This is a genomic window from Brachybacterium equifaecis, assembly GCF_023509525.1.
Classification (GTDB): Bacteria; Actinomycetota; Actinomycetes; order Actinomycetales; family Dermabacteraceae; genus Brachybacterium; species Brachybacterium equifaecis.
Genome location: NZ_JAKNCJ010000004.1, coordinates 110,701 through 132,749 on the forward strand (window position 1 = coordinate 110,701; position 22,049 = coordinate 132,749).

Consider the following 22,049-nt stretch of genomic DNA (forward strand, 5'->3'; position numbering starts at 1 on the left):
GAGGGCCGCCCAGCACCCGGCACCCGCTGCACCCAGCACCTCCTGCACCCGGCACCCCCTGCCGAGCGCGATCTCAGGATGCCGGTGCGAGGGCCGGCACCACCTCTTCAGCGAACAGCTCGAGCACTCGCTGGTGCTCGGCCGGACCGCCCGCGAAAGGGAGCACGAGCATGAGCTCGTCGGCCTCCCGCAGCACGGCGTCCGCGCTGAGCACCTCCGAGACGACATCCGGGGAGTCCAGCACGACCCTGCTGAACACGGCGCTGCCGCCGCCTATCTCCTTCGCCCGGTGCTCGCTGATCACTCCGGCCGCGGCCCCGCGCTCCCGAGGGATGAGGGTCTGGAACATCTCCAGCTCGCGCTCCGAGGCGACCGGGATCGCCTGCCGGGAGACGGCGACCGTGCCGTCCCCGAAACCGGCGTCACGGCTCGCCTCGCGATAGGCGCGCAGGGCCTCGAGCTGCAGCTCCTCGAAGGTCCGCCCCGTCCCGTCGTCGGGGGCGAGGGTCGCGAGCTGCAGGCCCAGACCCCTCTCGCCGACCCAGCGCGCGCGCTCGACGCTGGCCGCTCCGTACGCGAGACGGCTGCGGAGGCCGGGCGACTGCGGCTGGATACGCAGGGCCGTGCCGGCCTCGATGTCCTCGACGTGGTGGTCCGCGTTCGCGACGATCTCGCCGTCCACGAAGCGCAGCAGCTCCGCGAGGATCCGGTCGACGCGATCGCGGGGCGACTCCTTCGAAGCGCCGTACGCGCCGAGGTAGGGGGCGACCTTCGCCGAGTATCCCGAGGACAGCCCCGCGCGCACGCGGCCGTTCGAGAGCACGTCGAGCGTCGCGAGATCCTCTGCCAGCCGTGCAGGCTTCTCGAACCACAGCGGGATGACTCCCGTGCCGAGCTCGATCCGCTCGGTGCGCTGGGACGCGGCGGCGAGGAACGTCAGAGGGGAGGAGATCGTCGGCTGCAGATGCCGCACGCGCACGTAGCCGGCGTCGTAGCCGAAGAGGTCCGCCGCTGTGAACAGGTCCAGGCCCCGGTGCATGGAATAGGGGTCGTTCTCGATGCCGGCGAGGAAGGAGATGCGCAGAGCGCCGGGGGCGGTCTGGTGGACGGGCTCGGCCATGGGGACCTCCTGGAGGGCGGGGGCGTGCGTCGGCGCCGGGGCGGCGGAGGCATCGGCCCAGGGTCCCACTTCCGCGAGCCCTGCTGCCGGGACGTCGGTCCTGCCCTACCGCTGCACCTCACACCGCGCGATCGCGCGGAGGGTGGGACAATCGGTTGCGATGACCACTCCTGCCGCTCCCGCCCCCGCAGCCGACGCTCCCGGCGCCGACGGTCCTGCCGCCGCGCTGCGCCGCTCCCTCACCATCGGCCCCCACACCGTCGACACCCCGGTCGTGCTCGCCCCGATGGCCGGGATCACGAACATGGCGTTCCGGCTGCTGTGCCGCGAGTTCGGCGCTCGCCACAGCGAGGACGCCGGCGGGCTGTACGTCGGCGAGATGGTGACGACCCGGGCGCTGGTGGAGGACCACAAGGAGTCCTGGCGCCTGGTGACGATGGGGGAGAAGGAGACGCCCCGCTCGATCCAGCTGTACGGGGTGGATCCGGCGACCGTCGGCCGTGCCGTGTCGATGGTGCTCGAGCGCGACAAGGCCGACCACATCGACCTGAACTTCGGCTGCCCCGTCCCGAAGGTGACGCGGCGCGGCGGAGGCGGAGTCCTGCCCTGGAAGACCGAGCTGTTCACGATGATCGTGCGGGCCGCGGTGAAGGCTGCCGGCGACGTCCCCGTGACGGTCAAGACGCGCATGGGCGTGGACGAGGACCACCTGACCTACCGCGATGCGGGACTGATCGCCCAAGAGGTCGGCGCCGCGGCGATCGCGCTGCACGGGCGCACCGTGAAGCAGCACTACAGCGGCCAGGCGGACTGGGAGGCGATCGCGGATCTGAAGCAGACCGTGACCGGCATCCCGGTGCTCGGCAACGGCGACATCTGGTCGGCCGAGGACGCCCTGCGGATGATCGAGCAGACCGGCGCGGACGGCGTCGTCGTCGGCCGCGGCTGCCAGGGGCGTCCGTGGCTGTTCGCCGATCTCGCCGCCGCCTTCTCGGGGTCCGACGAGCGCGTCCAGCCGACCCTCGGCGACGTCGCCCGCACCCTGCGCCGCCACGCCGAGCTGCTCACCGAGTTCTACGAGGACGAGGGCCGGGGCCTGCGCGACCTGCGCAAGCACGTCGCCTGGTACTTCAAGGGCTACCCCGTCGGCGGGGAGGCGCGCCAGGGCCTCGCGGCGATGGAGTCCCTCGAGGATCTCGACGCGAAGCTCGCCGCGCTCGACTGGGACGCCCCCTACCCGGGCGCTCCTGCCGAAGGGCCGCGCGGTCGCTCCGGGCACTCGCGCAGGGCCGCCGTGCCCGACGGGTGGATGGACTCGCGGGAGCTCTCGCCCGAGCATCGCGAGCGCCTCCACGAGGCCGAGCTCGACACCTCGGGAGGATGAGATGAGCGCGCCGCACAGCTACAGCGCTGCCGATATGGAGCGCTGGGCCCCCGAGGCCCCGAAGTCCCAGTCCCGCACGCCGTTCCAGCGCGACCGGGCCCGGGTCCTGCACTCCTCGGCCCTGCGACGGCTCGGGGCGAAGACCCAGGTCCTCGGCGCCGGCTCCAACGACTTCGTGCGCACGCGCCTGACGCACTCCCTGGAGGTCGCGCAGGTGGGTCGCGACATCGCGCTCGCCATCGGCTGCGACCCCGACGTCGTCGATGCCGCCTGCCTCGCCCATGACCTCGGGCACCCGCCGTTCGGCCACAACGGCGAGCTCGTGCTGGATGATCTCGCACGAGACATCGGCGGCTTCGAGGGCAATGCGCAGACCCTGCGCCTGCTGACCCGCCTCGAGCCGAAGCTCATCGGCGAGGACCGCCCGTACGGCCTGAACCTCACCCGCGCGAGCGTGGACGCCTCGATCAAGTACCCGTGGTCCCGCGGCGAGGGACCGGATCCGGCCTCGAGCAAGTTCGGCGCCTACGAGGACGACCGCGACGTGTTCGACTGGGCGCGAGCGGGAGCACAGGGACAGCGCAAGTGCGTCGAGGCGCAGGTCATGGACATCTCCGACGACATCGCCTACTCGGTCCACGACATCGAGGACGCGATCACCGGCGGCTCCCTGGACCTCGGGCGTCTCGCCGACCCGCTGGAGCGGGCCGCGGCGCTCTACGTCGTGCAAGACTGGTACTGCCCCCGCGACGAGATCGAGGTGCTCGACGCGGCCCTGACCCGCCTCGAGCGCGAGCCGTGGTGGGTCGCGGACTTCACCGGCTCGATGCGGTCGGCCGCGGCGCTGAAGGACATGGCCAGCCAGCTCATCGGCCGCTTCACCGGGGCGGTCGTCGAGGCCACGCGCAGCGCCCACGGGCCCGGTCCGATCGCCCGGTACACGGGCGAGGTGATCGTGCCGGATGCGACCGCGCTGGAGATCTCGGTCCTCAAGGGCCTCGCCGCCGCGTACGTGATGAGCTCGGCCGAGCAGCAGCCGATCTACGAGGAGCAGGAGCGGATCATCCGCGATCTGCACGCCCATCTCTCCAACACGGGGGCCGCGCACCTCAGCCCTCTGTTCGCCGAGCTGTGGAGCGCAGCGCCCGACGAGGCCGGACGTCGGAGGGTCGTGATAGACCAGATCGCCTCGTACACCGACGTCTCCGCACGGCTGCTGCACGGGACGCTGTTCGATGACCAGTCCACCCATCTCACCGCCGCCGACACCCCTCTGCCGGGTCTCGGCGCCGATCTCTGACCCGCACGCCCCACCGAAGCCAGGAGCCCATCATCGCCACCCACCAGGGCAGGATCCGCCGCGAGGACGTCGACCTCGTGCGCGAGCGCGCGCGCCTGGACGAGGTGATCGGCGAGCACGTCACGCTCCGCAGCGGCGGGATCGGCTCCATGAAGGGCCTGTGCCCCTTCCACGACGAGAAGACCCCCAGCTTCAACGTGCGCCCGCAGCTCGGCCACTGGCACTGCTTCGGCTGCGGCGAGGGCGGGGACGCGATCGCCTTCGTGCAGAAGATCGACCACCTCAGCTTCGTGGAGGCCGTCGAGTCGCTCGCGAGCCGCTTCGGCGTGCAGCTGCGCTACGAGGAGGGCACCGGAGGCAAGGGCGAGCGCTCGGACTTCGGATCCCGCCAGCGCCTGCTCGACGCCCACGCGGTGGCCGAGGAGTTCTACCGCGAGCAGCTCGCCACCCCGGCAGGGCAGGTGGGGCGCGCCTTCCTCGGCCAGCGCGGCTTCGATCGCAGCGCCGCCGAGCACTTCGGGGTGGGCTTCGCGCCCGAAGGGTGGGACGCGATCACGAAGCACCTGCGCGGGCGGGGATTCACCGAGGCCGAGCTCCAGGCCTCCGGCATCGTCTCCCAGGGGCAGCGCGGCGTCTACGACCGCTTCCGCGGCCGGCTCATCTGGCCGATCCGCGACGTCACCGGCAAGACGATCGGCTTCGGCGCGCGCAAGCTCCTGGAGACCGATCAGGGCCCCAAGTACCTGAACACTCCCGAGACCGCGATCTACCACAAGTCCCAGGTCCTCTACGGCCTGGACCTCGCGCGCCGGGAGATCGCCGCGCAGCACCGCGTCGTGGTGGTCGAGGGCTACACCGACGTCATGGCCGCGCATCTCGCGGGAGTCACCACCGCCGTCGCCTCCTGCGGCACCGCTTTCGGCGCCGACCACGTCAAGGTGGTGCGCCGCATCATGGGGGACACGAACCCCACGGCCGGTCTGCGCCTGAACACGGACGGGAGGGGGCTCAGCGGCGAGGTGATCTTCACCTTCGACGGCGACGCCGCTGGTCAGAAGGCCGCCCTGCGCGCCTTCGAGGAGGATCAGCGCTTCGTCGCCCAGACCTTCGTGGCCGTGGAGCCCGGGGGGATGGATCCGTGCGACCTCCGCATGGCCCAGGGCGATGCGGCCGTGCGGGACCTCGTCGAGGGCCGCAAGCCCCTGTTCGAGTTCGCGATCCGCTCGGTGCTCGCGCAGGTCGATCTGGATACCGTCGAGGGGCAGGTGACGGGGCTGCGCATGGCCGCTCCCGTCGTCGCGCAGATCCGCGACGAGGCGATGCGCCCCGAGTACGCGCGCCGGCTCGCCGGCTGGCTCGGGATGGACGAGCGCACCGTGCTGCGGGCCGTGCACGACGCCGCGCGCAGTGCGAGCCAGAGCGGCCGGCACGCGGATCGTCCAGGCGCCGCCCGCGAGAGCGGGGCCGACGGGGCGGGCACCGCTGCGGGAGGGGCGGCGAGAGGCGACGAGGGAGAGGACGCCCTCGCGGCGGCCCTGCCCGTGGCCCGACTGTCCGACATCGTCAGCCGGCGCGATCCCGTCGGGCAGGTGGAGCTGCAGTCCCTCGCGTGCCTGCTCCAGGCCCCCCATCTGCTCGAGGCGGAGACCGTCGGCGCCCTGCCGGACGACTCCTTCCACGTCCCTGCGCTGCAGAGCGTGTGGGATGTGATGCTCGCGGCGGGCACCCTGCTGGACGCCGTGGCGGGCACGCTCTCCGCCAGCCGATACATCGAGCAGGTGCTCGAGATCGCCGGGGAGACAGTGCGACCGCTCGTCATCGAGCTGACGAACGTCGAGCTGCCCGCACGGGACGAGGAGTCCCTGAGGAAGCTCGCGTCCTCCCTGATGGACCGGCTGACCGAGCTGTCCATCACGCGGGAGTACTCGGTGCTGCGCCAGAAGCTGCAGCGCACCGATGCCGCCGCCGATCCGGAGGAGTACCAGCGTCTCCTCGGCCTGCTGAGCGCGGCGCAGGAGCGGCGGCGCGCCCTGCACGCGCGAGACGACTGAGCGGATCGCAGCACTCGACCGTCCCCGCCGGTGCGCCGCCGCGGCGCGCCTGCCCGTTCCCCGCACCGAGGAGCACCATGGCCCGCATCGGCCTCATCACCACTGATCCCGCCGCTCGCGGACACGAGGACGGCGACATCGAACCGCTGCGCCGCGCCCTTGCAGAGCGCGGCGAGGACTGCGACATCCTGGTGTGGCACGAGGAGCAACCGTGGGCGCAGTACGACGCGCTCGTGCTGCGCTCGCCCTGGGACTACCCCGCGCGGCTCCCCGACTTCCGGGGCTGGCTCGATCGCCTCGAGGAGAGCGGGGCCCGCCTGCTGAACCCGCCCCCGCTCGTGCGCTGGAACCTCGACAAGCGCTACCTCGAGGATCTCCGCGGCATCACAGTGATCCCGACGGTCTACTGCGACGAGCTCAGCGGAGCTGCCGAGGAGCTCGCCGCCCGGGGGAGCGCAGCTGTGGTCCTGAAGCCGACCGTCTCCGGGGGCTCCCGCAGCACGGGCCTCTTCCAGGACGACGATCCCGCCGCTCTCGCTCTGGCGCGCGAGATCCTCCGGGGCGGCACCGAGATCATGATCCAGCCCGCGATCCCGGAGCTCGCCGCGGGCGCCGAGCGGGGGCTCTTCCTCATCGACGGCGAGCTCTCGCACGCGATCTCCAAGGGCGCGATCCTGCAGCCCGGCGGCGGCTACCTCGGGGGGACCTACACCGAGGCCATCGCACCGGTGGAGCCGAGCGGAGCGGAGCGGGAGTGCGCGGCGGCGGCGCTGGCGTCCGTGCGCGCCCTCTCCCGGGAGCGAGGGTGGGGCGCCGACGCCGAGGAGCCGCTGTACGCGCGGATCGACGTGGTGAGCACCCCCGCCGGGGTTCTCCTGATCGAGGCGGAGCTCATCGAACCCTCCCTGTTCCTCCAGGAGGTCCCCTCGGCGATCGGTCGGGTCGCAGATGCGATCCAGCGCCGCACCCGAGGCTGAACGCCTCGGGCGCGGCGCTGGTCGGCGCCGGCGATCACCTGAGCGGCGCGCGCCCCGCGAGGCGGTGCGAGTCCGCCCGCGGGGCTCCGCGGGGCGCTCAGAGGAGCGGCGGGGAGATCTGGCGCTCGCGCAGGGACGGGCGGCCGGAGTAGTCGACACCGGGGAAGCGGCCGAACTGGTCGCTGTGGCCCGCGGGACGGGCGGCGTCGGCCTGCGCCAGGAGGGACAGGGCCTCCTGCGGCGTGGGATAGCGGCTGGAGAAGATGCTGCCGGCCGGGAGCGCCGTCGCGTAGGCCGCGCCGGGGCTGCTGAACAGTCCCGGGCGGAACCAGAGATGGCCTGCGCGGGAGCGGTCGCGCAGGGCGTGCGCGCGCCAGGTGAGGGTGGGGTGGCTCGCGTTCCAGTTGACCAGGTGGACCCACAGTCCCTTCTCGGTGGCGGCCCGATCGGCGACCTCATGGACGTTGACGTCGGCGTTGAGGTACTTGCCCGCGCCGAGCACGCCGATCGTGCCGGGAGCGCCCTGCGGGCAGAACGCGTAGCCGAAGTTGTCGGCGGTGTACTCCTGGGCGCGGGAGAAGGCCGGCCCCAGGATCGGGATGCGCGAGAGCAGGTTCGTGAACACGAGACGGAAGTAGGAGACGTGGCCGGCGGCGAGGTGGCCCACCTCGTGGCCGATCACGAAGCGCAGCGCCTCCGGGTCGCGCACGGCGCCTCCGACCTCGAAGAGATCGGAGTAGACGACCACGAAGCGCCGGAAGCCGTGGCCCGAGGCGAAGGCGTTGATCGTGCCGTTGCCGAGCTGCACGTAGGCGTCGGGAACTCGGCGCAGACCGTGCTGGGCCGCCGCCTCGGCGACCATGCGGTACCCCTCGGGGAACTGCGTGGGGCTCATGCGCACGCTCTGCGCGCGCATCTCGGCGTACATGAGGGCGCGGAAGATCCAGAACACGATCGGCAGGAGCAGGATCAGCACGAACAGCTGCGCGACGATCCCGGCGAGGGGGGAGTCGGGGCTGATGTCCAGGAGCGTGGGTCCCACGCCCCGGATCGCATTGACGATCGATCCGATCACCAGTGCCAGCCACAGGCCGTACGCCAGGACCGTGATCAGGATCCCGAGGGCGAGCAGCGGGATCTCCCACGGGTGCCGCGCGCCGCGCTGGCCCGTCAGGCCGTGGACGGTCGCGCCGTTGACGAGGTTCGGGGAGGCGGGACCTCCGGCCTGGGGCACGGGACCGGCGGGGCTCCCCTCGCTCGTGCGTCCCAGCGGCGAGTGGTTCTGCGGGCTCTCTCCGGTCGGAGGGAGAGGCGGCTGGCTCATGGTGATCCTGACCTTCGATGACGGAGCGCCGACCCGGCTCAGTCGCAGGCGGCGCCGCACGGGAGTGCGATGGCCCCACGCTAACGCGCGAGGCCGCCATCGCCTCTCCGACGATGGTCGAGACCGGGCGTCGCGAAAGACGATCTCTCGCGGTGAATCGCCCCGGGTCTGGTGGAGGCTCTGAATCCACGGGAGGATGAGGAGCATGGCAGCACCGAGGAAGTACCCCGACGAGCTTCGGGAGAGAGCCACGAGGATGGCAGTTCAGTCACGGCGCGATCCATCGACGAGGTCGGGAACGTTTCGCCGTGTGGGCGAGCAGCTCGGGGTCAATCCTGAGACTCTGAGGAACTGGGTCGTGCAGGCCGAGGTTGACGAGGGGCACCGTCCCGGGACCACGACCAGCGAGTCCCAGCGCCTGGTCGAGCTGGAGAAGGAAGTGCGTGAGCTGCGCAGGGCGAACTCGATCCTGAGGTCAGCCTCGGCTTTTTTCGCGGCGGAGCTCGACCGCCCACAGCGTTGATCGTGGAGTACATCGACCAGTACAGGCATGAGTTCGGCGTCGAGCCGATCTGTCGAACGCTGACCGCAGCGGGCACGCAGCTCGCGCCGAGCACGTACTACGCGTTCAAGACCCGCCCACCCTCGAAGCGAGCACGACGCGACGAGGAACTGCTGGTCGAGATCCACCGCGTCCATGCGGCGAACTTCGGCGTCTACGGGGCGAAGAAGGTCCACGCCCAGCTGCGCCGCGAGGGCGTCGTCATCGCGCGTTGCACGGTCGAGCGGCTCATGCGCGGCGCGGGGTTGCGAGGGGTCAGCCGGGCCAAGGGCCCGCGCACCACGATCTCCGGTCGTGGCCCGGATAATCGTCCTGACCTGGTCGAACGTGACTTCACCGCGACCGCTCCGAACCAGTTGTGGGCCGCGGACATCACCTACTGCCGCACCTTCGCCGGCTGGGTGTATGCCGCGTTCGTCATCGATGTGCTCTCCCGCCGCGTGGTCGGCTGGCAGCTGTCGAAGCCGCTGCGGACGGACCTCGCGTTGGACGCGCTCGAGATGGGCATCTGGACCCGCGATCACGCAGGCCAGGCCATCTCCGGGCTCACGTACCACAGCGATAAGGGCGTTCAGGACGTCGCCATCCGCTACACCGAGCGTCTTGCTGAGGCCGGCGCGGCCGCCTCGGTCGGCTCCACCGGCGACTCGTATGACGATGCCCTGGCCGAGGCCTTCAACTCGCTGTTCACGGCTGAACTGGTCCGCAACCGCGGGCCCTGGAAGAACATCGACGACCTCGAGATCGCGACCGCGGAATACATCGACTGGTTCCATCACCGGCGACTTCACGGCGAGATCGGCATGATCCCGCCCGTCGAGCTCGAGGACACCTACCATCACAACCACCCCGCACCGGCACCCGCCCACGCGGCACTTGCGAGCCTCTCACAAACCCGGGGCGATTCAGAGCCCTAAACCTTGAGTCACGCGCCCGACTGGGTGTCGGCAGCCAGATCGTCGAACGGAGCCGGGTTCGCAGACCGCGTGGCCTCCAACATCGAGCCGAAGTCCTCGATCGCTTTTTTGACGCGATCCTGCGCCTTTAGGCCGCGGTCAGTCGCCGGCGCCAACTGCCCCGAGAACGCCATCGCCACCTCAACGACCGGCAGCCAAGCCGCAATTGCCTGCGCGGGGGTCTTGCTCGTCTTGAACTGCAGGTTGTGCCGGTCCGCGACTGCCACACCGAGGATCGTCTCGATACAGGCACCCAGGGCAGCCACGAGTAGATAGTTCGACCCTCGGGCGCTGACGAATGCGGCATGGCGCTTCTGCGCCTCCGTCCGGGATGCCTCGGGTATCGCGAGGAGCTTGGCCTTCACCTGTTCGATCGCCTTTAGAAGCCCATAGGCGTAGAGGATGTGCTTCGCCGTGACCGTGTCGCGGAAGACCCGGGAGTAGATCGCGTCGTTGTCCCAGATACTTCGCGTCTCGTTGTAAGCGAGGTTCGGCTCGCCGTGGAACGCGGCGAGAGATTGCGCGACCGTGGAGTCCGGGAGCAGCGTCTTGACCCGCTGGATGGCGTCGGTCGTGCCACCGCGTCGGCCCCCGCGGTAGTCAGCCTCCGGCATCCCGTCGAACTCCTTCCGCAGGCGGTCCTGGACGGCGTCCTTGCTGCGGAAATCGGTAGCCTCGACCTTGTTTTGCGTGTTGTTGTACTTCACGATGTCGCTGAGGACGGCGGTGTTGGTGCACTTGACGAAACGGGCCATGACACGAGCGCCCGCCGTCGCCGTCGCCTCCGTCGCGTCGAGACTGCCTAACGCGCCAGTCGTCTGCCCACCGTTGACTACGCCTATACCCTCAACGGCGAGAGTCTGAAAGCCGTCGTCGGCGACCTTGTGCTCGTACTTGTTCACCAGCACCGTGATGCCATTGTTGAAGATCGCGAAGTTGTCGGGCTGACCCTTCGCCGTCTCCTTGATGCCGAAGTTAATGTTGCCGCTCGACCGGACCACGCCGAGATAGTCGCGGATGTTCGGTGACATGAGTTTGGTCTTGTGGGTTGCCCAGAGCGCGCGCAGGTCAGCGACTTCGACGGCAGTGAAGAAGGCGCTCCAGTCGTCCTCCTGCATCTCGAAGCCGCCCGGTACCTCGAACACGTACTCGTCGGCCACGAGGATCGGGGCGTTCATCCGCTGGTACTCGTCCTCCAGGACGCTCCGGCCGATCTCCACACAGGACACGTCAACGTCCAGGTCCGAGTAGAGGCTCTTAAGGATGCCGTTCGCGGTCTTCACGGCCTGCTTTAGCTCGTCGTCCACGTTATTGGACTCGTTGCGGTTGTGGACGTACCAGAGCTGCAGTTCGCGAATCTCCCCGCCAGCGAGCGCGTCACGGACCTCCTCCGCGGCCCCGCGCAGCGTCTCGGGCAAGCCGTCGAGGTCTCCGTCCAGAAGCCAACTGACCGCGGTGTTCAGGTCGCTCGCCTTGTTCGCTGGGGCTTCTCCCGCGGTCGTCTTCCCCGACACGTAGCCCTGCGCGAGAACGATGCGCTGCTTGTCCGCCGAGACTGCGACGAGATCACACTTCTTGTCGTTGCTGCCGTCCGTCAGACTGTTCGACGCGAAGGTGTCCACGTCGTCGAAACCGAGGCGCATCTGCGCGACGAAGAGCAACAGCGCGTTGTCGCCGTACTTCTCCAGATCGTCGCGGCTTTCAAACGCCGCGTACCCAGGGGCGTCGTCCGCCGTGCCGTCCTGATCTGCCATGCCATACCTCCCGAGATGCGCGGTCCAGGGCAATCCTACGGTGAGCAACCCCTAACCATCCGGGCGGGCGAGATATCTGCTTCTGCGGCGACCCGCCCCCGGATGCGTTCCCCCTGTTGCGCGCCGACCCGAACAGACCGAAAGGGACCGGCAGGTCGTGCGTCCCTATGGGCGAAGCGACGCGACCAGAGGACGGTCGGCAATATCCGACCATCGACACGAGCGCGCTGTCACGCGGGGCCTACCGGGGGTAGGCCCCGGGGTTATGTTGCACCGTACCTTCCGTGTGCACCATAAACGGTCGGTGGTGGCACGCGCCTGAGCCGGCTCCGCGGCGACGCGTCTCCGCACGCCGCGGCGTGTCACATCCCAGCTCCATAATGATCCGAGCCAGAGATCCGTCAGGTCCGCTCGTTATGGCACAGGAGGCTCCATGAACCGTATAGCTGACGACTACGACCTTGCCGCCGCGATCGCGCTCTAACTGCGTCACGCCCAGGTGACGTGAGACGCCGAGCGTTCCCGACAGCTGGCTGCTGCACTGCTCGAGCTCGCAGACGGGTTCGTCCGCGAAGCTGACCCGGCTGCTACAACGGCCGCGGTCCTAAGTCACCAGCGCAGGCGCAGTCCGCCGCACACCGGCATCGGCGCGCTGCGCCCGCTCAAGAGCCGCGATACCACCTGCCCGGTAGAGACTGTGCCAGCGCGAGAGCGTTCGCTCTCCCACCCCGGTCTCCCGGGCAAGACTCGCCAGCGAGATGCCGTCCTCGACATGGAGCCGCAGGATCTTCCACTTCTGCGACCCGACCATGTCACACCTGCGCGATGCTCTCACGAGCAGTGGCGTCCCGCTGGTGGCGATACAGCGTTGCCCGTGACCACCCCACCAAGCGCGCCGCCTCCTCAGCGGTACGTCCCTTCGCTCTCTCTTCGGCAGCGATCGCCAGCTTGCGATCCACGACCTCCGGGTTCACCGGCGGCCGACCGAACTTGGTGCCCTGGGCCCGGGCTGCTGCGATTCCCGCGTTGACGCGCTCGGTGATTAGCTCCCGTTCGTACTCCGCCAGCGTTGCCAGCATCCCGAGCATGAGCCGGCCCGATGACGTCTCGGGATCGATCCCGTCGGAGACCGAGCGAATCTTCACGCCGCGGTCCCGCAGCAGGTTCACGGTGTTGAGCACATCGACGAGCGACCGGCCCAGTCGGTCGATCCGCCAGACCACCACCGTGTCCTCAGGCTCCGCGTAGGCCAGGAGCTTCTTCATACCCGGACGCTCCGCCGCGCTCTTCGCCCCGGACGTCACGTCCGAGAACACATCCCGCTTCTGCACACCGGCCGCAAGGAGAGCGCCCAGCTGCAGCGCCGGATCCTGCCCCGCCGTCGACACCCGCGTGTACCCCAGAAGCCTCATCACCACATAATGCCTCATAAACTCGCTACTCCGGAAGATCTGAGACGAAACACGGTGCGACGACTTCACGAGACACTCCGTCGCTCCATCGGCCCAGCTTGAGGCGAGCCCGCCGCGGCGCAGCTGAGTGTCTCGTAAAGCTGTAGGTTGTCGCGACAACACGATCCTTGTTGAGCACTAGCATGGAACGACACGGGATGCACGGCAGCCTTCAGGGTGGAGCGGTGGGCGACCTTCTATCGAGAGGGGCGGATCGTAGACTTGCTGAGTGATTGTTCGCGTTCTCGGTTCTGGTCGTCCGCTTGTAGCCCTCCACGGGTTCGGTGTAGACCACCGGATTATGCTGCCGCTGGTGGATGCGGTGAAGGACCTGCCTTGGCGAATGGTGTTCCTCGACCTTCCATGGGCAGAGGCTGTCGTGGATACCTCGACCCCGACGAGCGCGGGGGAGGTAGCCGACGGAGTGCTCGCCGAGATCGAGGACCACCTAGGCGACGAGCCCTTCGCTGTCATTGGAAACTCTTTTGGAGGCATGATTGCCCGACACGTCGCGCACGAACGCCGAAACCGAGTACTCGGGGTCGCGACGCTGGCGGGGGTCGTTGAACCGGCTCGGGCAGACCGCAGCGTCCCCGAGCGCACGGTACTACACACGGAACCGGCCGTCCTGTTGGCCGCCGGTGACGCGCGAGAGGCTTTCGAGGAGGTTAGCGTCATTCAAGATGCGGCCGCATTCGAAGCGTTTGAGCAATACGTGCTGCCCGGTCTCCGTGGCTCTGATGCTGCGGTAATGGAGCACATCGCCGCAAGCTACGCACTGGATGTCGTACCGGAGGAACGCCATCCAGCGCCATTCACCGCGCCAGCGCTGCATCTGTTCGGTCGGCAGGACGACGTCGTCGGGTACGAAGATGGACTCCGGCTACGGGACCACTACCCGCGAGGGAGCTTTGTCATCCTCGACGCCGCTGGTCACAATGTGCACCTCGAGCAATCCGAGGTCACCGCCGCGCTGGTCCGAGACTGGCTCGCACGCATCGACCGGTAGCTCATCGGCTATCGCCACGGCGGCGACATTTAGCGCTGTGAGAGCGTCGCCATTTTTCGTCGCAAATCACAGCGTGTCGACGTCGCCGCGGTGCGCTCGGCGCTCGTGCCGGAATCGATCAGTTTCGAGCGATTGCGGAAATCTACAAGGGGACGAGATGCCGGATGCCGTCGAGGACCGCTTCAACTGCGGTCGGCAGCTCGGGCTCTATGCATTGCCGTGCGATGATCCATCATCATCCGATGTCGGTTAGGTCGAGCACGTGGGTGCCGGCGCACTGGTTGGCAGAGAGGGCGAGGCTGCTCAGCCGAGTCGGTCAAACAACGCAAGCGCTGCCGCCATGCCGTTCTCTGTGTGCATTCGTTCGCTCACCACGGCGACCGACTCACGGTACTGCGGCACCGCGTCGAGCGCCGCGTCGACGCGGGTGGCGTCGAGCCGGCGCTGTGGGATCGGGGCGGGCGCGAATCCGCGGCGGTGCAACATCGCGCCCCAGAACGGCTGGTCGGCAATGAACGGCACGACGATTGAGACGACGCCTGCGCGCATCGCGGCCTGCACGGTGCCGATGCCACCGTGATGCACGGCCGCGGTGGCGCGCGGCAGCACAAGGTCGTGCGGGGCCGATGGGACAACGAGCAGATCATCGCCCCGAAGGTCGGGAGCAACCTCGAGCCCGCCGAGCCCCGTAGTGACGAGCAACCGCTCACCACGGGCGCGTACTGCGTCGACGAGCGCATGGCCACGCGCCCCCGCGTCGCCCACAGCCATCGAACCGAACCCGGCGTAGACAAACGAGCCGCCCTCGACAAACGCGACGACTTCAGGATCGAGTATGCCCGCAGGTTCGTCAGCTACCCACGGCCCGGTGATGTGCACGCTCGGGGGCCAGTCGTCGGGCCGTTCGAGCAACGCCGGGCTGATGGGCAGGAGGGTCGCTGCTGGCGATGTCCGACGGCCGCGTCGCACGCCGAGCAGGCGCGCCGCCTCGTCGAGTTCGCGGCGGAACATCCCAGTGGCGCCCGACGCGGCGAGGTAGGAGAGCTTGTTGAGCGGGCCGAGGTCTGTGGTGATGGTGCCCGCTGCGGGAAATGCTCGCGTCGGCGTGATCGTCGGCACCAACTCAACGACTACATGCGGGATGCCAAGCGAGTCGGCGATGAGCGGTGCCGACAGTACCTTCGGGTGCCCGACGATGATGTCGGGCCGGAAGTCGAGCGCCGCACGCGCGGCACCGACAATCACTCCGCGCATGATCGGCTTCACCGCCGTGCGGTAGTTGCGCAGCGCGGCTCTAATGGATACGCCTTGGGTCTCGATCAAGCCGGAATAGTCCACGCCAAGACTCACGAGGTCAACACCATCGGCTACGACGCCCGAATTGTCGGGTGCAGCAACCCGCACGTCATGCCCGGCGGCGACAGCCGCGCGGGCGAGAGCGACGAACGGCTCCACGTCGCCGCGCGATCCCGCAGTGACAAGCAATAGCCTCACGACCGCCCGCCTGTCCCACGAGCGACGGGTACCGCGTCAACGGGCCCAACATCAGCAAAGAGCCCGCGAGCGTAGATCTCTGAGAGCGGGACGATGAGGCGGGCGACGCCGTCGCCATCGTCGGCCCATTCCGTGAGGCGTCGGTGCAGCAGAAATGGCGCCACACCAAGCACCACCAACGTGGCGGCCTGCGCCTCGGGGTCCGCGGACCGGTGTATCCGGCCAGCGTCAACGCCCTCGGCTACCGCTTCGCGCGCCACGGCGAGCAGGCGCGTGAAAAGACTGGCAGCGGCATCAGTCGGCCCATCGAGCATCGTCGCGAGGTAAGGCCCAAACATCTCAACCGCCTCACGCAGCGTCGCGGCGGGGTCTCGTTGCGCGTGGCGCTTCTCGAGCAGGAAGCGCTCGACCCGCGCGTCGCACTCTGCACGCAACGCAGCTTTACCGCCGAAATGGTGCGTGACGAGCGCTGCGCTCACCCCTGCGCGTGCCGCGATCTCCCGCACCGTCGCCTCGGCGTACCCATGCTCAGCGAAGCATTCGAGGGCGGATTGCACGATGCGCGCACGGGCACTGACATCTCCTTGAGAGAGGGGAAGCAAAGCTGTACGCATGTACAGCATTCTGTTCGACAGTGCAGCCCTTGGCAAGCTCATGCCGACTCGGCCTCGAAGCGGCGGCGAAATTTAGCGCTGTGAGAGCGTCGCCATTTTTCGTCGCAAGTCACAAGCGCGGCTCTGCACACCATGAAGTCCGCGTCGACGGACGCTGGATCTCGGAGGACACGGTGCGCGCATCCGGCGTGGAGGTCGGGCGCGGGGTGGAACGTCGGGCGTGGACTCGCCTGCGCCTGCGTGACGGCTCGACTCGGAGAATCTTCGCGCGCGGCAAGACCCGCGGCGCATGCGAGACCGCGCTCGCGCTGAAGGCGGCGGACGTGAAGGCCGAGGACGATGCGGCGGAGCGTCGACAGGGGCGGCGCGGGACGGTGCTCGAGTACGTGACGGCCTGGCTGTACGCGATGACCCACGGCCGCCTCACGCGCAACTACGCGCTGCGGACCATCGAGACCTACACCGGCGCGGTCGACCGGTGTCTGCGCGGGACCGAGCTTGCCCAGATGAGCGTCGATGACGTCACCCGGAATGTGCTCGTGGAGGCGCTGCGGCTCATGCCGAAGGGGACGCGGCCCCATGTCGTCGCGGTGCTGCGCGGTGCATGGAGGATGGCCGGTGGAGACGTAGCCGGCACGCCTCCGCCGTCGCCGCTCGAGGGGCTCGAGCTCCCGACGGACCAGTCGCCTGGTGAGGATGAGACGAAGGACCGGGAGCGGCGGCGCATCGTCAATGCAGCGCGTGATCGCGTATACAGCGCGGCGGAGCTGTCGACACTCCTCCGCAAGCTCGACGAGCACCCGCCGTCGGTGGCCTCCGGTGCGCGTGACCTGATCGCGCTGGCGGAGCAGACGGGCGCCCGGATCGCTGAGCTGGTGAGCCTCCGGTGGGAGGACGTGGACCTCGAGTCGCAGCCGCCCGTGATGCGCGTCCGCGGACAGATCGTGCGAGTCCGCGACGACGGGCTCGTGTGGGTCGAGCGCGTCAAGTCGCGCCTGTCCCGACGCGACATTCCGCTGACCCCGGAGGCTGTCGCTGTCATCCGCCGACGGCAGGAGCTGCGCGAGGAATGGGAAGCATCCGGCCCGTGCGATCCGCGCGGGCACCCGCACGTCTTCGCGGGGGCCCGGGCGCCGCATGGGATGCCTGATCCGGACGTGTGGAAGAAGGCGGTGCGTCGCGCCTTCAATGCGGCCGGGCACCCGGAGATGACGATCCACTCGCTGCGGCGCGTAGTCGCACGGCGGCTGGAGGAATCGGGGCTCTCGCGCATGGACGTAGAGAGCATCCTGGGGCAGACCGAGGAGGTGAGGAAGCGCCACTACTCGACGCACGGAATCCCCGAGCGGGGAGTGGAAGCGCTGCGCCGGTGAGGCGGTGGGTGCGCACGATCGGAGGGGCCTCGCGCGAGGGTGCGCGGGGCCCCCTTTCGCGCGCTCGGATGCGCTCTGGGAGGCACCCTGGCGAGCACCGTTCAGATTCCGCATGTGCACCAGATGTGCAACGATCCGGGGCACCGATTGCGTACCGCCCGGGAGGGCGACGTTCTCGCTGGTGAGAATGGTTTGGTAGGCCAGGAGGGGCTTGAACCCTCGACCGACGGATTATGAGTCGACACCTGTTGCTGTCAGCGGCGGCCGGCGGAGTCTGGGCAGGTCACGGGATCGTCTGCACTGCACAGCGGCTCTGTGCCGCGAGAGCGTGCGACACGGCAGTGCCCTCGATGTCCCTGCAAGACCCGTGTTGTCCCGGCCAAAGATGCAATGACGGTGCAATGACGGTGCGATGGGTGCTGCGAGGCGCGCAGGACGAGAGGGCGGGCAGAGGTCTAGATGCCTCGGCTCGGATCTCAGACCCCGACACTGAACTCAGGGCCCGGAGTCGGGCCGCGGGCCGGCGAACATCGGCACTGCAACGCGCATGATGCATCCGCAGATGCGCAACATCTCTGAGAGACGAGGTTGCTGTAGACCGCTCTCTCATGAGATCTCACTTCCAACTTCTCCGGGTCAAGTCCCTGGAAGTGGTGTAGCGGTCCTTCGTTGAGAGGGGTCAGGCTGTCAGGGCGGGGAGGGCTTCGGTGCTCACCTCGTTCACGGGGTTGGTGGTGGTGACGGTGAGGCGGCAGCGGGCGAGGACGTCGAGGCCGAGGTAGCGGCGTCCTTCGGCCCATTCATCGGTTTGCTCGGCCAGGACCGCGCCGACGAGTCGGACGATCGCCTCGCGGGAGGGGAAGATGCCCACCGAGTCGGTGCGGCGACGGATCTCGCGGTTCAGGCGTTCTGTGGGGTTGTTGGACCAGATCTGGACCCAGACGTCCTTGGGGAACCCGGTGAACGCGAGGACGTCGGTGCGGGCGGCGTCGAGGTGCCCGGCCACGGCGGGGAGCTTCTCGCCGACGTAGTCCAGCAGGCGCTCGAACTGGGCGCCCACCGCGGCGGCGTCGGGCTGGTCGTAGACGCTGTGCAGCATCGCTTTGACGGCCGGCCACATGCCCTTGGGGCAGATGCTCATCAGATTCGCGGCGTAGTGGGTGCGGCACCGTTGCCAGGACGCGCCGGGCAGGTTCGCGGCGATCGCCTCGACCAGTCCGGCGTGGGCGTCGGAGGTGACCAGGCGCACCCCGGCGAGGCCGCGGGCGACGAGGTCGGCGAAGAAGCTGTTCCACGCGGCGCCGGTCTCGGAGGTCGCCACCCGCATGCCGAGGACCTCGCGGTGGCCGTCGCCGTTGACGCCGGTGGCCAGCAGGACGACGGCGTTGATCACTCGGCCGCCTTCGCGGACCTTCATCGTCAGTGCATCAGCGGAGACGAATGTGAAGGGACCGGCCTCGTCCAGGGGGCGGTGGCGGAACTGCTCGACGTGCTCGTCGAGATCGGCTGCCATGCGGCTGACCTGTGACTTCGAGAGCGAGTTGATGCCCAGGGTCTTCACCAGCTTGTCCATGCGGCGTGTGGAGACGCCGGCGAGGAAACAGTCCGCGATCACGGTGATCAGGGCGGATTCGGCGCGTTTGCGGCGCTCGAGCAGCCACTCGGGGAAGTAGGTGCCGGTGCGGAGCTTGGGGACGGCGACGTCGATCGTGCCGACCCGGGTATCGAGATCACGGTGGCGGTAGCCGTTGCGCTGAGCCGTTCGGTCGGGACAGGAACGGCCGTACTCGGCGCCGGCGACCGCGTCAGCGTCCGCGGACAGCAGCTCGTTGATGATCCTTTGCAGCATCGTGCGCATCAGATCGGGGGAGGCTTCGGCCAGGGCTTCACCGAGCAGGCCGTGAGGGTCGACAATGTGGGGAGCGGTCATCGTGATGACTCCGTTCGAGTGAGAAGTAGAGAGCTTTCTCGAAGGATCACACGGTGACCGCGTCCTCGTCAGAGACGATCACGGCAGCCACCGCGCTACACCACTATGCGGGACTCAACTGGAGCTGCTACCTGCCTGCGAGCCGATTATGTGGGGACAAGGCGTCTTCGAACGGGGTGGTTACACTCTCGACTCACTGATCGCAGAGGCTCACAAGTGCGACTTTGCTGTGCTGGTAGCAACCCCTGACGATATTCGCGTAGCCGCTTGTTCTCCGCTTTCAGCCGCTTGACCTCGGCAGACTCGTCGCTGGTGACGCCGGGCCGGGTTCCGTCGTCGACTTCGGCCTGCGCCAGCCAACGCCGCACGGACTCGCGAGAGACGCCTTCCTGGCGGGCGACCGCGGCCGTCGCAGCGGTCAGGGTGGGGTACTCCTGGGCGTGGTCCCGCACGAGCCGCACGCACCTCGCGCGCAGCTGGGGATCGATCTTCCACGGCTGCTTGTCCATCCTTCCGGACTCAAACAGCAGCGGCATCAAACCCGGGCCGATTCACACCGGCTCGACGAGGCCGCGAGCGACCTGACTCTCGAATACCCGCAAGGCAGCAGCAGCGAACCTGGATCGGTTCATGGTTCTCATCCTCCCGTGAGATCAGAGTCGCCACCAGACCCGGGGTGATCCACTCGAGCGAGGCCCCTCAGTTGTAGGAGAAGCCAGGCCGCGAGGATCCATAGCACCCAGGTGCCGATGTCCAAGACCCACGCCTGCATCTGGGTGGGTACGCCCAAAGTGTTTTGCTCGAGGGCTACGCGCAGACTGTTCAACAGTCCGTGCCCGAGGACGGCGGCCCACACGGTGCCGGAGTAGTCGCGCAGAGCTGAGAGCAGCGGCGCCGCGGCGAGGATGGTACCCAGATAGGTGATCATCGATCGTCCATCGAGCCCGAGCGTAATGAGGACGGGGAGGTGCCAAACGGCCCACATCGCGCCGATCAAGAGCGCCATCGGCCAGAAACCGAGTGAACGCAATTGACCGTGTAGCCAGCCACGCCAGCCGACCTCCTCCCCGATGGCGAAGACGCTTTGCATCACCAGCACAATGGGCACTGCGACCAGGACGGGGGGCAGTGCCTCCAACATCGATGGCACACCGATCGCGATGCCCAGTAAGAACCGGACAGTCGGAACCAATGAGAAAAGCCCAACCGCAACGGCGACGGTGAGAAGCAGCCGGCTCCACGACGGAACCGCTAGGGCTAGTTCGGTACGCAGGTGCGTTCCAGAGCGACGCACGAATAGAGCAGCGATGAGTGGCGCGAGCTGGGCGAGGGGGACCAACAGCGTAAGGAGCACCTCGGGTAGTAGGCCAAGGGCAAGCGGTAAAGACAGGGCGGAGGACAGGAAAATGGCGATTGCCATGAAGATTGCGACACGCCGAAAGTCCGGTGCCGATGGCCCTGGATCGACCATGGCGGAGGTGGGTTTGAGCGGTGTGCTGGCGGAGGATGATGACAACATCGGGTGCTCCTGAGGAGTGGCGGGCGCATTTCGTATTGCAGTCCTGACGGTAGAGAACACTTCCCGACAGCAGGACCCGGACATCAGGAGACTTCAGAGGGGGATAACCCCCCCCAGGTAAGCGAGCCGCTCCAGACACGATGGGGGAGTACCAGCAACGGCCATGTCGTGACGGGCGACGAAGACTTCGCCTGTGAACTCGACTGCCAGCTCGCACAGATCCGCAAGAGTTTCCCGGTGCGTTACTCGTCGGAGACAGCGGTAGCGTCGAAGGGGAGTGGGCCGTCGTCCGGGGCGCTTCGCACTCCATCGAACGGGGTCAGGGTGGGCCGCGGGGTGTCGTCGGAGGATTTGGTCAGGACAGGATGATGGGGGCTCCGAGAGCGTAGAACCGTGGGGGACGACCGGCCATGCTGGCCAGTATGCCCGGGAGCCGGACGGGTGCGGCGTGATCGGGTAGGTAACCCCTTTTGGGTAAACCCAATGCGACAGATGCATCGCAAAAGTGGCTCTTCGCAGATGAGGGTGTAGTGGCTAGTGGCTAGTGGCTAGTGGCCAGTGGCGGGATGGCGGCCGATGAAGGGGATCGCAAAGTGATCGAGAAACGGCCCAGTTGGGTATACCCAAACGCGACACCCGTCTCGGGAAGATTGTTCTGTGGAGTTGATAGCTCGGTAGCGGCGTTGTGTGACCGCTATGTGACGGTGATCCACGACGACCGCTGCGGCTTCGACGACGTCGTCAGCGAGGCGCTGTCGCTGGTCCGGTCGTGGCCAGGTTCTCACGCAGTTGGGCGAGCTGTGCGGCGAGAGAGCTCGCTGCATCCTCTGTGAGCTGCAGGTTAGCGGGCTCATTGAGGGCGACGATCGATGGCCATGCGGCGTCGAGGGCAGTTCGTCCCTGATCGGTGATTGTGAGGTGAGATGGTCGCCCACGGCCCTCGGTACTGCCGAAGTGGACTGGCTCTTTCCTGGACAGCGCCACGGTTCGCCCTTGTCTCGCGACGCTCTCACCGACCGGCTCGCGGTGTTCGGAATCCGACCCCGCCACGCCCGTGCCGGCGCACTGGCCGCCCTCGCACAGGAGCTCCCGGCCCCCGTGATCGCCCGTCTCACCGGCCTGCACGTCACCGCCGCGACGCGCTGGGCCGATGCGGCGGCGGCCAGCAACGCCCGCTACAGCGCGTTGAGCACCCGCACCTGGTGACGTTCCGCTTCGCTGTTTGGTCGCG

17 protein-coding genes, 2 pseudogenes and 1 other annotated feature are annotated in these 22,049 nt (G+C 68.4%); of the genes and pseudogenes, 9 read left to right on the plus strand and 10 right to left on the minus strand.

Annotation, left to right across the window (positions count from 1 at the left end; genetic code table 11):
• Positions 1 to 73: 73 nt before the first annotated feature.
• A complete protein-coding gene (locus Bequi_RS09580) occupies positions 74 to 1,120 on the minus strand; it encodes an LLM class flavin-dependent oxidoreductase (RefSeq protein ID WP_249737710.1) in 1,047 nt (348 codons plus the stop codon).
• A gap of 160 nt (positions 1,121 to 1,280) precedes the next feature.
• Between Bequi_RS09580 and dusB the strand changes: the two genes are divergently transcribed.
• The 4 genes from dusB to Bequi_RS09600 all read left to right on the plus strand — a co-directional run bounded on the left by dusB (position 1,281) and on the right by Bequi_RS09600 (position 6,832).
• Positions 1,281 to 2,504, plus strand: coding sequence for a tRNA dihydrouridine synthase DusB (dusB, locus tag Bequi_RS09585; protein ID WP_283774882.1), 1,224 nt, complete (start codon positions 1,281 to 1,283; stop codon positions 2,502 to 2,504).
• A 1-nt stretch (position 2,505) separates the two neighbouring features.
• Positions 2,506 to 3,804 carry a deoxyguanosinetriphosphate triphosphohydrolase gene (locus Bequi_RS09590; protein ID WP_249737711.1) on the plus strand — a complete coding sequence of 433 codons (1,299 nt, stop codon included), beginning with the start codon at positions 2,506 to 2,508 and terminating at the stop codon, positions 3,802 to 3,804.
• 77 nt (positions 3,805 to 3,881) lie between these two features.
• Positions 3,882 to 5,855, plus strand: a complete 1,974-nt coding sequence (dnaG, locus tag Bequi_RS09595) for a DNA primase (RefSeq protein WP_249737712.1) — start codon at positions 3,882 to 3,884, stop codon at positions 5,853 to 5,855.
• A gap of 77 nt (positions 5,856 to 5,932) precedes the next feature.
• Positions 5,933 to 6,832 carry an ATP-grasp domain-containing protein gene (locus tag Bequi_RS09600; protein ID WP_249737713.1) on the plus strand — a complete coding sequence of 300 codons (900 nt, stop codon included), beginning with the start codon at positions 5,933 to 5,935 and terminating at the stop codon, positions 6,830 to 6,832.
• A gap of 97 nt (positions 6,833 to 6,929) precedes the next feature.
• On the opposite strand, the gene Bequi_RS09605 is transcribed toward Bequi_RS09600, so the two are convergent.
• Complete coding sequence (locus Bequi_RS09605) at positions 6,930 to 8,156, minus strand: M48 family metallopeptidase (protein WP_249737714.1); 1,227 nt, start codon at positions 8,154 to 8,156, stop codon at positions 6,930 to 6,932.
• Between the two features lie 205 nt (positions 8,157 to 8,361).
• Between Bequi_RS09605 and Bequi_RS09610 the strand changes: the two are divergent.
• Positions 8,362 to 9,635 (plus strand): annotated as a pseudogene (locus Bequi_RS09610) (IS3 family transposase).
• Positions 8,640 to 8,768: a sequence feature (AL1L pseudoknot), on the plus strand. (Overlaps the previous pseudogene by 129 nt.)
• Before the next feature lie 8 nt (positions 9,636 to 9,643).
• On the opposite strand, the gene Bequi_RS09615 reads toward Bequi_RS09610, so the two are convergent.
• The 3 genes from Bequi_RS09615 to Bequi_RS09625 all read right to left on the minus strand — a co-directional run bounded on the left by Bequi_RS09615 (position 9,644) and on the right by Bequi_RS09625 (position 12,840).
• Positions 9,644 to 11,428 carry an AIPR family protein gene (locus Bequi_RS09615; protein ID WP_249737716.1) on the minus strand — a complete coding sequence of 595 codons (1,785 nt, stop codon included), beginning with the start codon at positions 11,426 to 11,428 and terminating at the stop codon, positions 9,644 to 9,646.
• 604 nt (positions 11,429 to 12,032) lie between these two features.
• Positions 12,033 to 12,239: a helix-turn-helix domain-containing protein gene (locus Bequi_RS09620; protein ID WP_249737717.1), complete on the minus strand. Its 207-nt coding sequence runs from the start codon at positions 12,237 to 12,239 to the stop codon at positions 12,033 to 12,035.
• Position 12,240: 1 nt separating this feature from the next.
• A complete protein-coding gene (locus Bequi_RS09625; protein ID WP_249737718.1) occupies positions 12,241 to 12,840 on the minus strand; it encodes a recombinase family protein in 600 nt (199 codons plus the stop codon).
• A 268-nt stretch (positions 12,841 to 13,108) separates the two neighbouring features.
• Between Bequi_RS09625 and Bequi_RS09630 the strand changes: the two genes are divergently transcribed.
• The gene (locus tag Bequi_RS09630) at positions 13,109 to 13,888 is read left to right on the plus strand and encodes an alpha/beta fold hydrolase (protein WP_347271988.1); all 780 of its coding nucleotides are present in this window, start codon (positions 13,109 to 13,111) and stop codon (positions 13,886 to 13,888) included.
• Between the two features lie 303 nt (positions 13,889 to 14,191).
• On the opposite strand, the gene Bequi_RS14395 is transcribed toward Bequi_RS09630, so the two are convergent.
• Positions 14,192 to 15,343, minus strand: a complete 1,152-nt coding sequence (locus Bequi_RS14395) for a glycosyltransferase (RefSeq protein WP_249737720.1) — start codon at positions 15,341 to 15,343, stop codon at positions 14,192 to 14,194.
• A 35-nt stretch (positions 15,344 to 15,378) separates the two neighbouring features.
• Complete coding sequence (locus tag Bequi_RS09640) at positions 15,379 to 15,996, minus strand: TetR/AcrR family transcriptional regulator (protein ID WP_249737721.1); 618 nt, start codon at positions 15,994 to 15,996, stop codon at positions 15,379 to 15,381.
• Between the two features lie 20 nt (positions 15,997 to 16,016).
• Between Bequi_RS09640 and Bequi_RS09645 the strand changes: the two genes are divergently transcribed.
• The gene (locus Bequi_RS09645; RefSeq protein WP_249737722.1) at positions 16,017 to 17,369 is read left to right on the plus strand and encodes a tyrosine-type recombinase/integrase; all 1,353 of its coding nucleotides are present in this window, start codon (positions 16,017 to 16,019) and stop codon (positions 17,367 to 17,369) included.
• Between the two features lie 679 nt (positions 17,370 to 18,048).
• Here Bequi_RS09645 and Bequi_RS09650 read toward each other — a convergent pair.
• Positions 18,049 to 19,299 (minus strand): IS256 family transposase, encoded by a 1,251-nt coding sequence (locus tag Bequi_RS09650; protein WP_249737723.1) that lies wholly within the window; start codon positions 19,297 to 19,299, stop codon positions 18,049 to 18,051.
• Between the two features lie 148 nt (positions 19,300 to 19,447).
• Here Bequi_RS09650 and Bequi_RS14435 point away from each other — a divergent pair, with 148 nt between their 5' ends.
• Positions 19,448 to 19,591, plus strand: a complete 144-nt coding sequence (locus Bequi_RS14435) for a TIR domain-containing protein (RefSeq protein ID WP_430623112.1) — start codon at positions 19,448 to 19,450, stop codon at positions 19,589 to 19,591.
• On the opposite strand, the pseudogene Bequi_RS09655 reads toward Bequi_RS14435, so the two are convergent.
• Together Bequi_RS09655 and Bequi_RS09660 are read right to left on the minus strand one after the other, a co-directional pair.
• A pseudogene (locus tag Bequi_RS09655) lies at positions 19,554 to 19,808 on the minus strand (transposase); the annotation flags it as partial. The gene Bequi_RS14435 and the pseudogene Bequi_RS09655 sit on opposite strands and share 38 nt — an antisense overlap.
• A gap of 128 nt (positions 19,809 to 19,936) precedes the next feature.
• The gene (locus Bequi_RS09660) at positions 19,937 to 20,818 is read right to left on the minus strand and encodes a type II CAAX endopeptidase family protein (protein ID WP_249737724.1); all 882 of its coding nucleotides are present in this window, start codon (positions 20,816 to 20,818) and stop codon (positions 19,937 to 19,939) included.
• 993 nt (positions 20,819 to 21,811) lie between these two features.
• Here Bequi_RS09660 and Bequi_RS09665 point away from each other — a divergent pair.
• The gene (locus Bequi_RS09665) at positions 21,812 to 22,024 is read left to right on the plus strand and encodes a hypothetical protein (protein ID WP_249737725.1); all 213 of its coding nucleotides are present in this window, start codon (positions 21,812 to 21,814) and stop codon (positions 22,022 to 22,024) included.
• Positions 22,025 to 22,049: the final 25 nt, after the last annotated feature.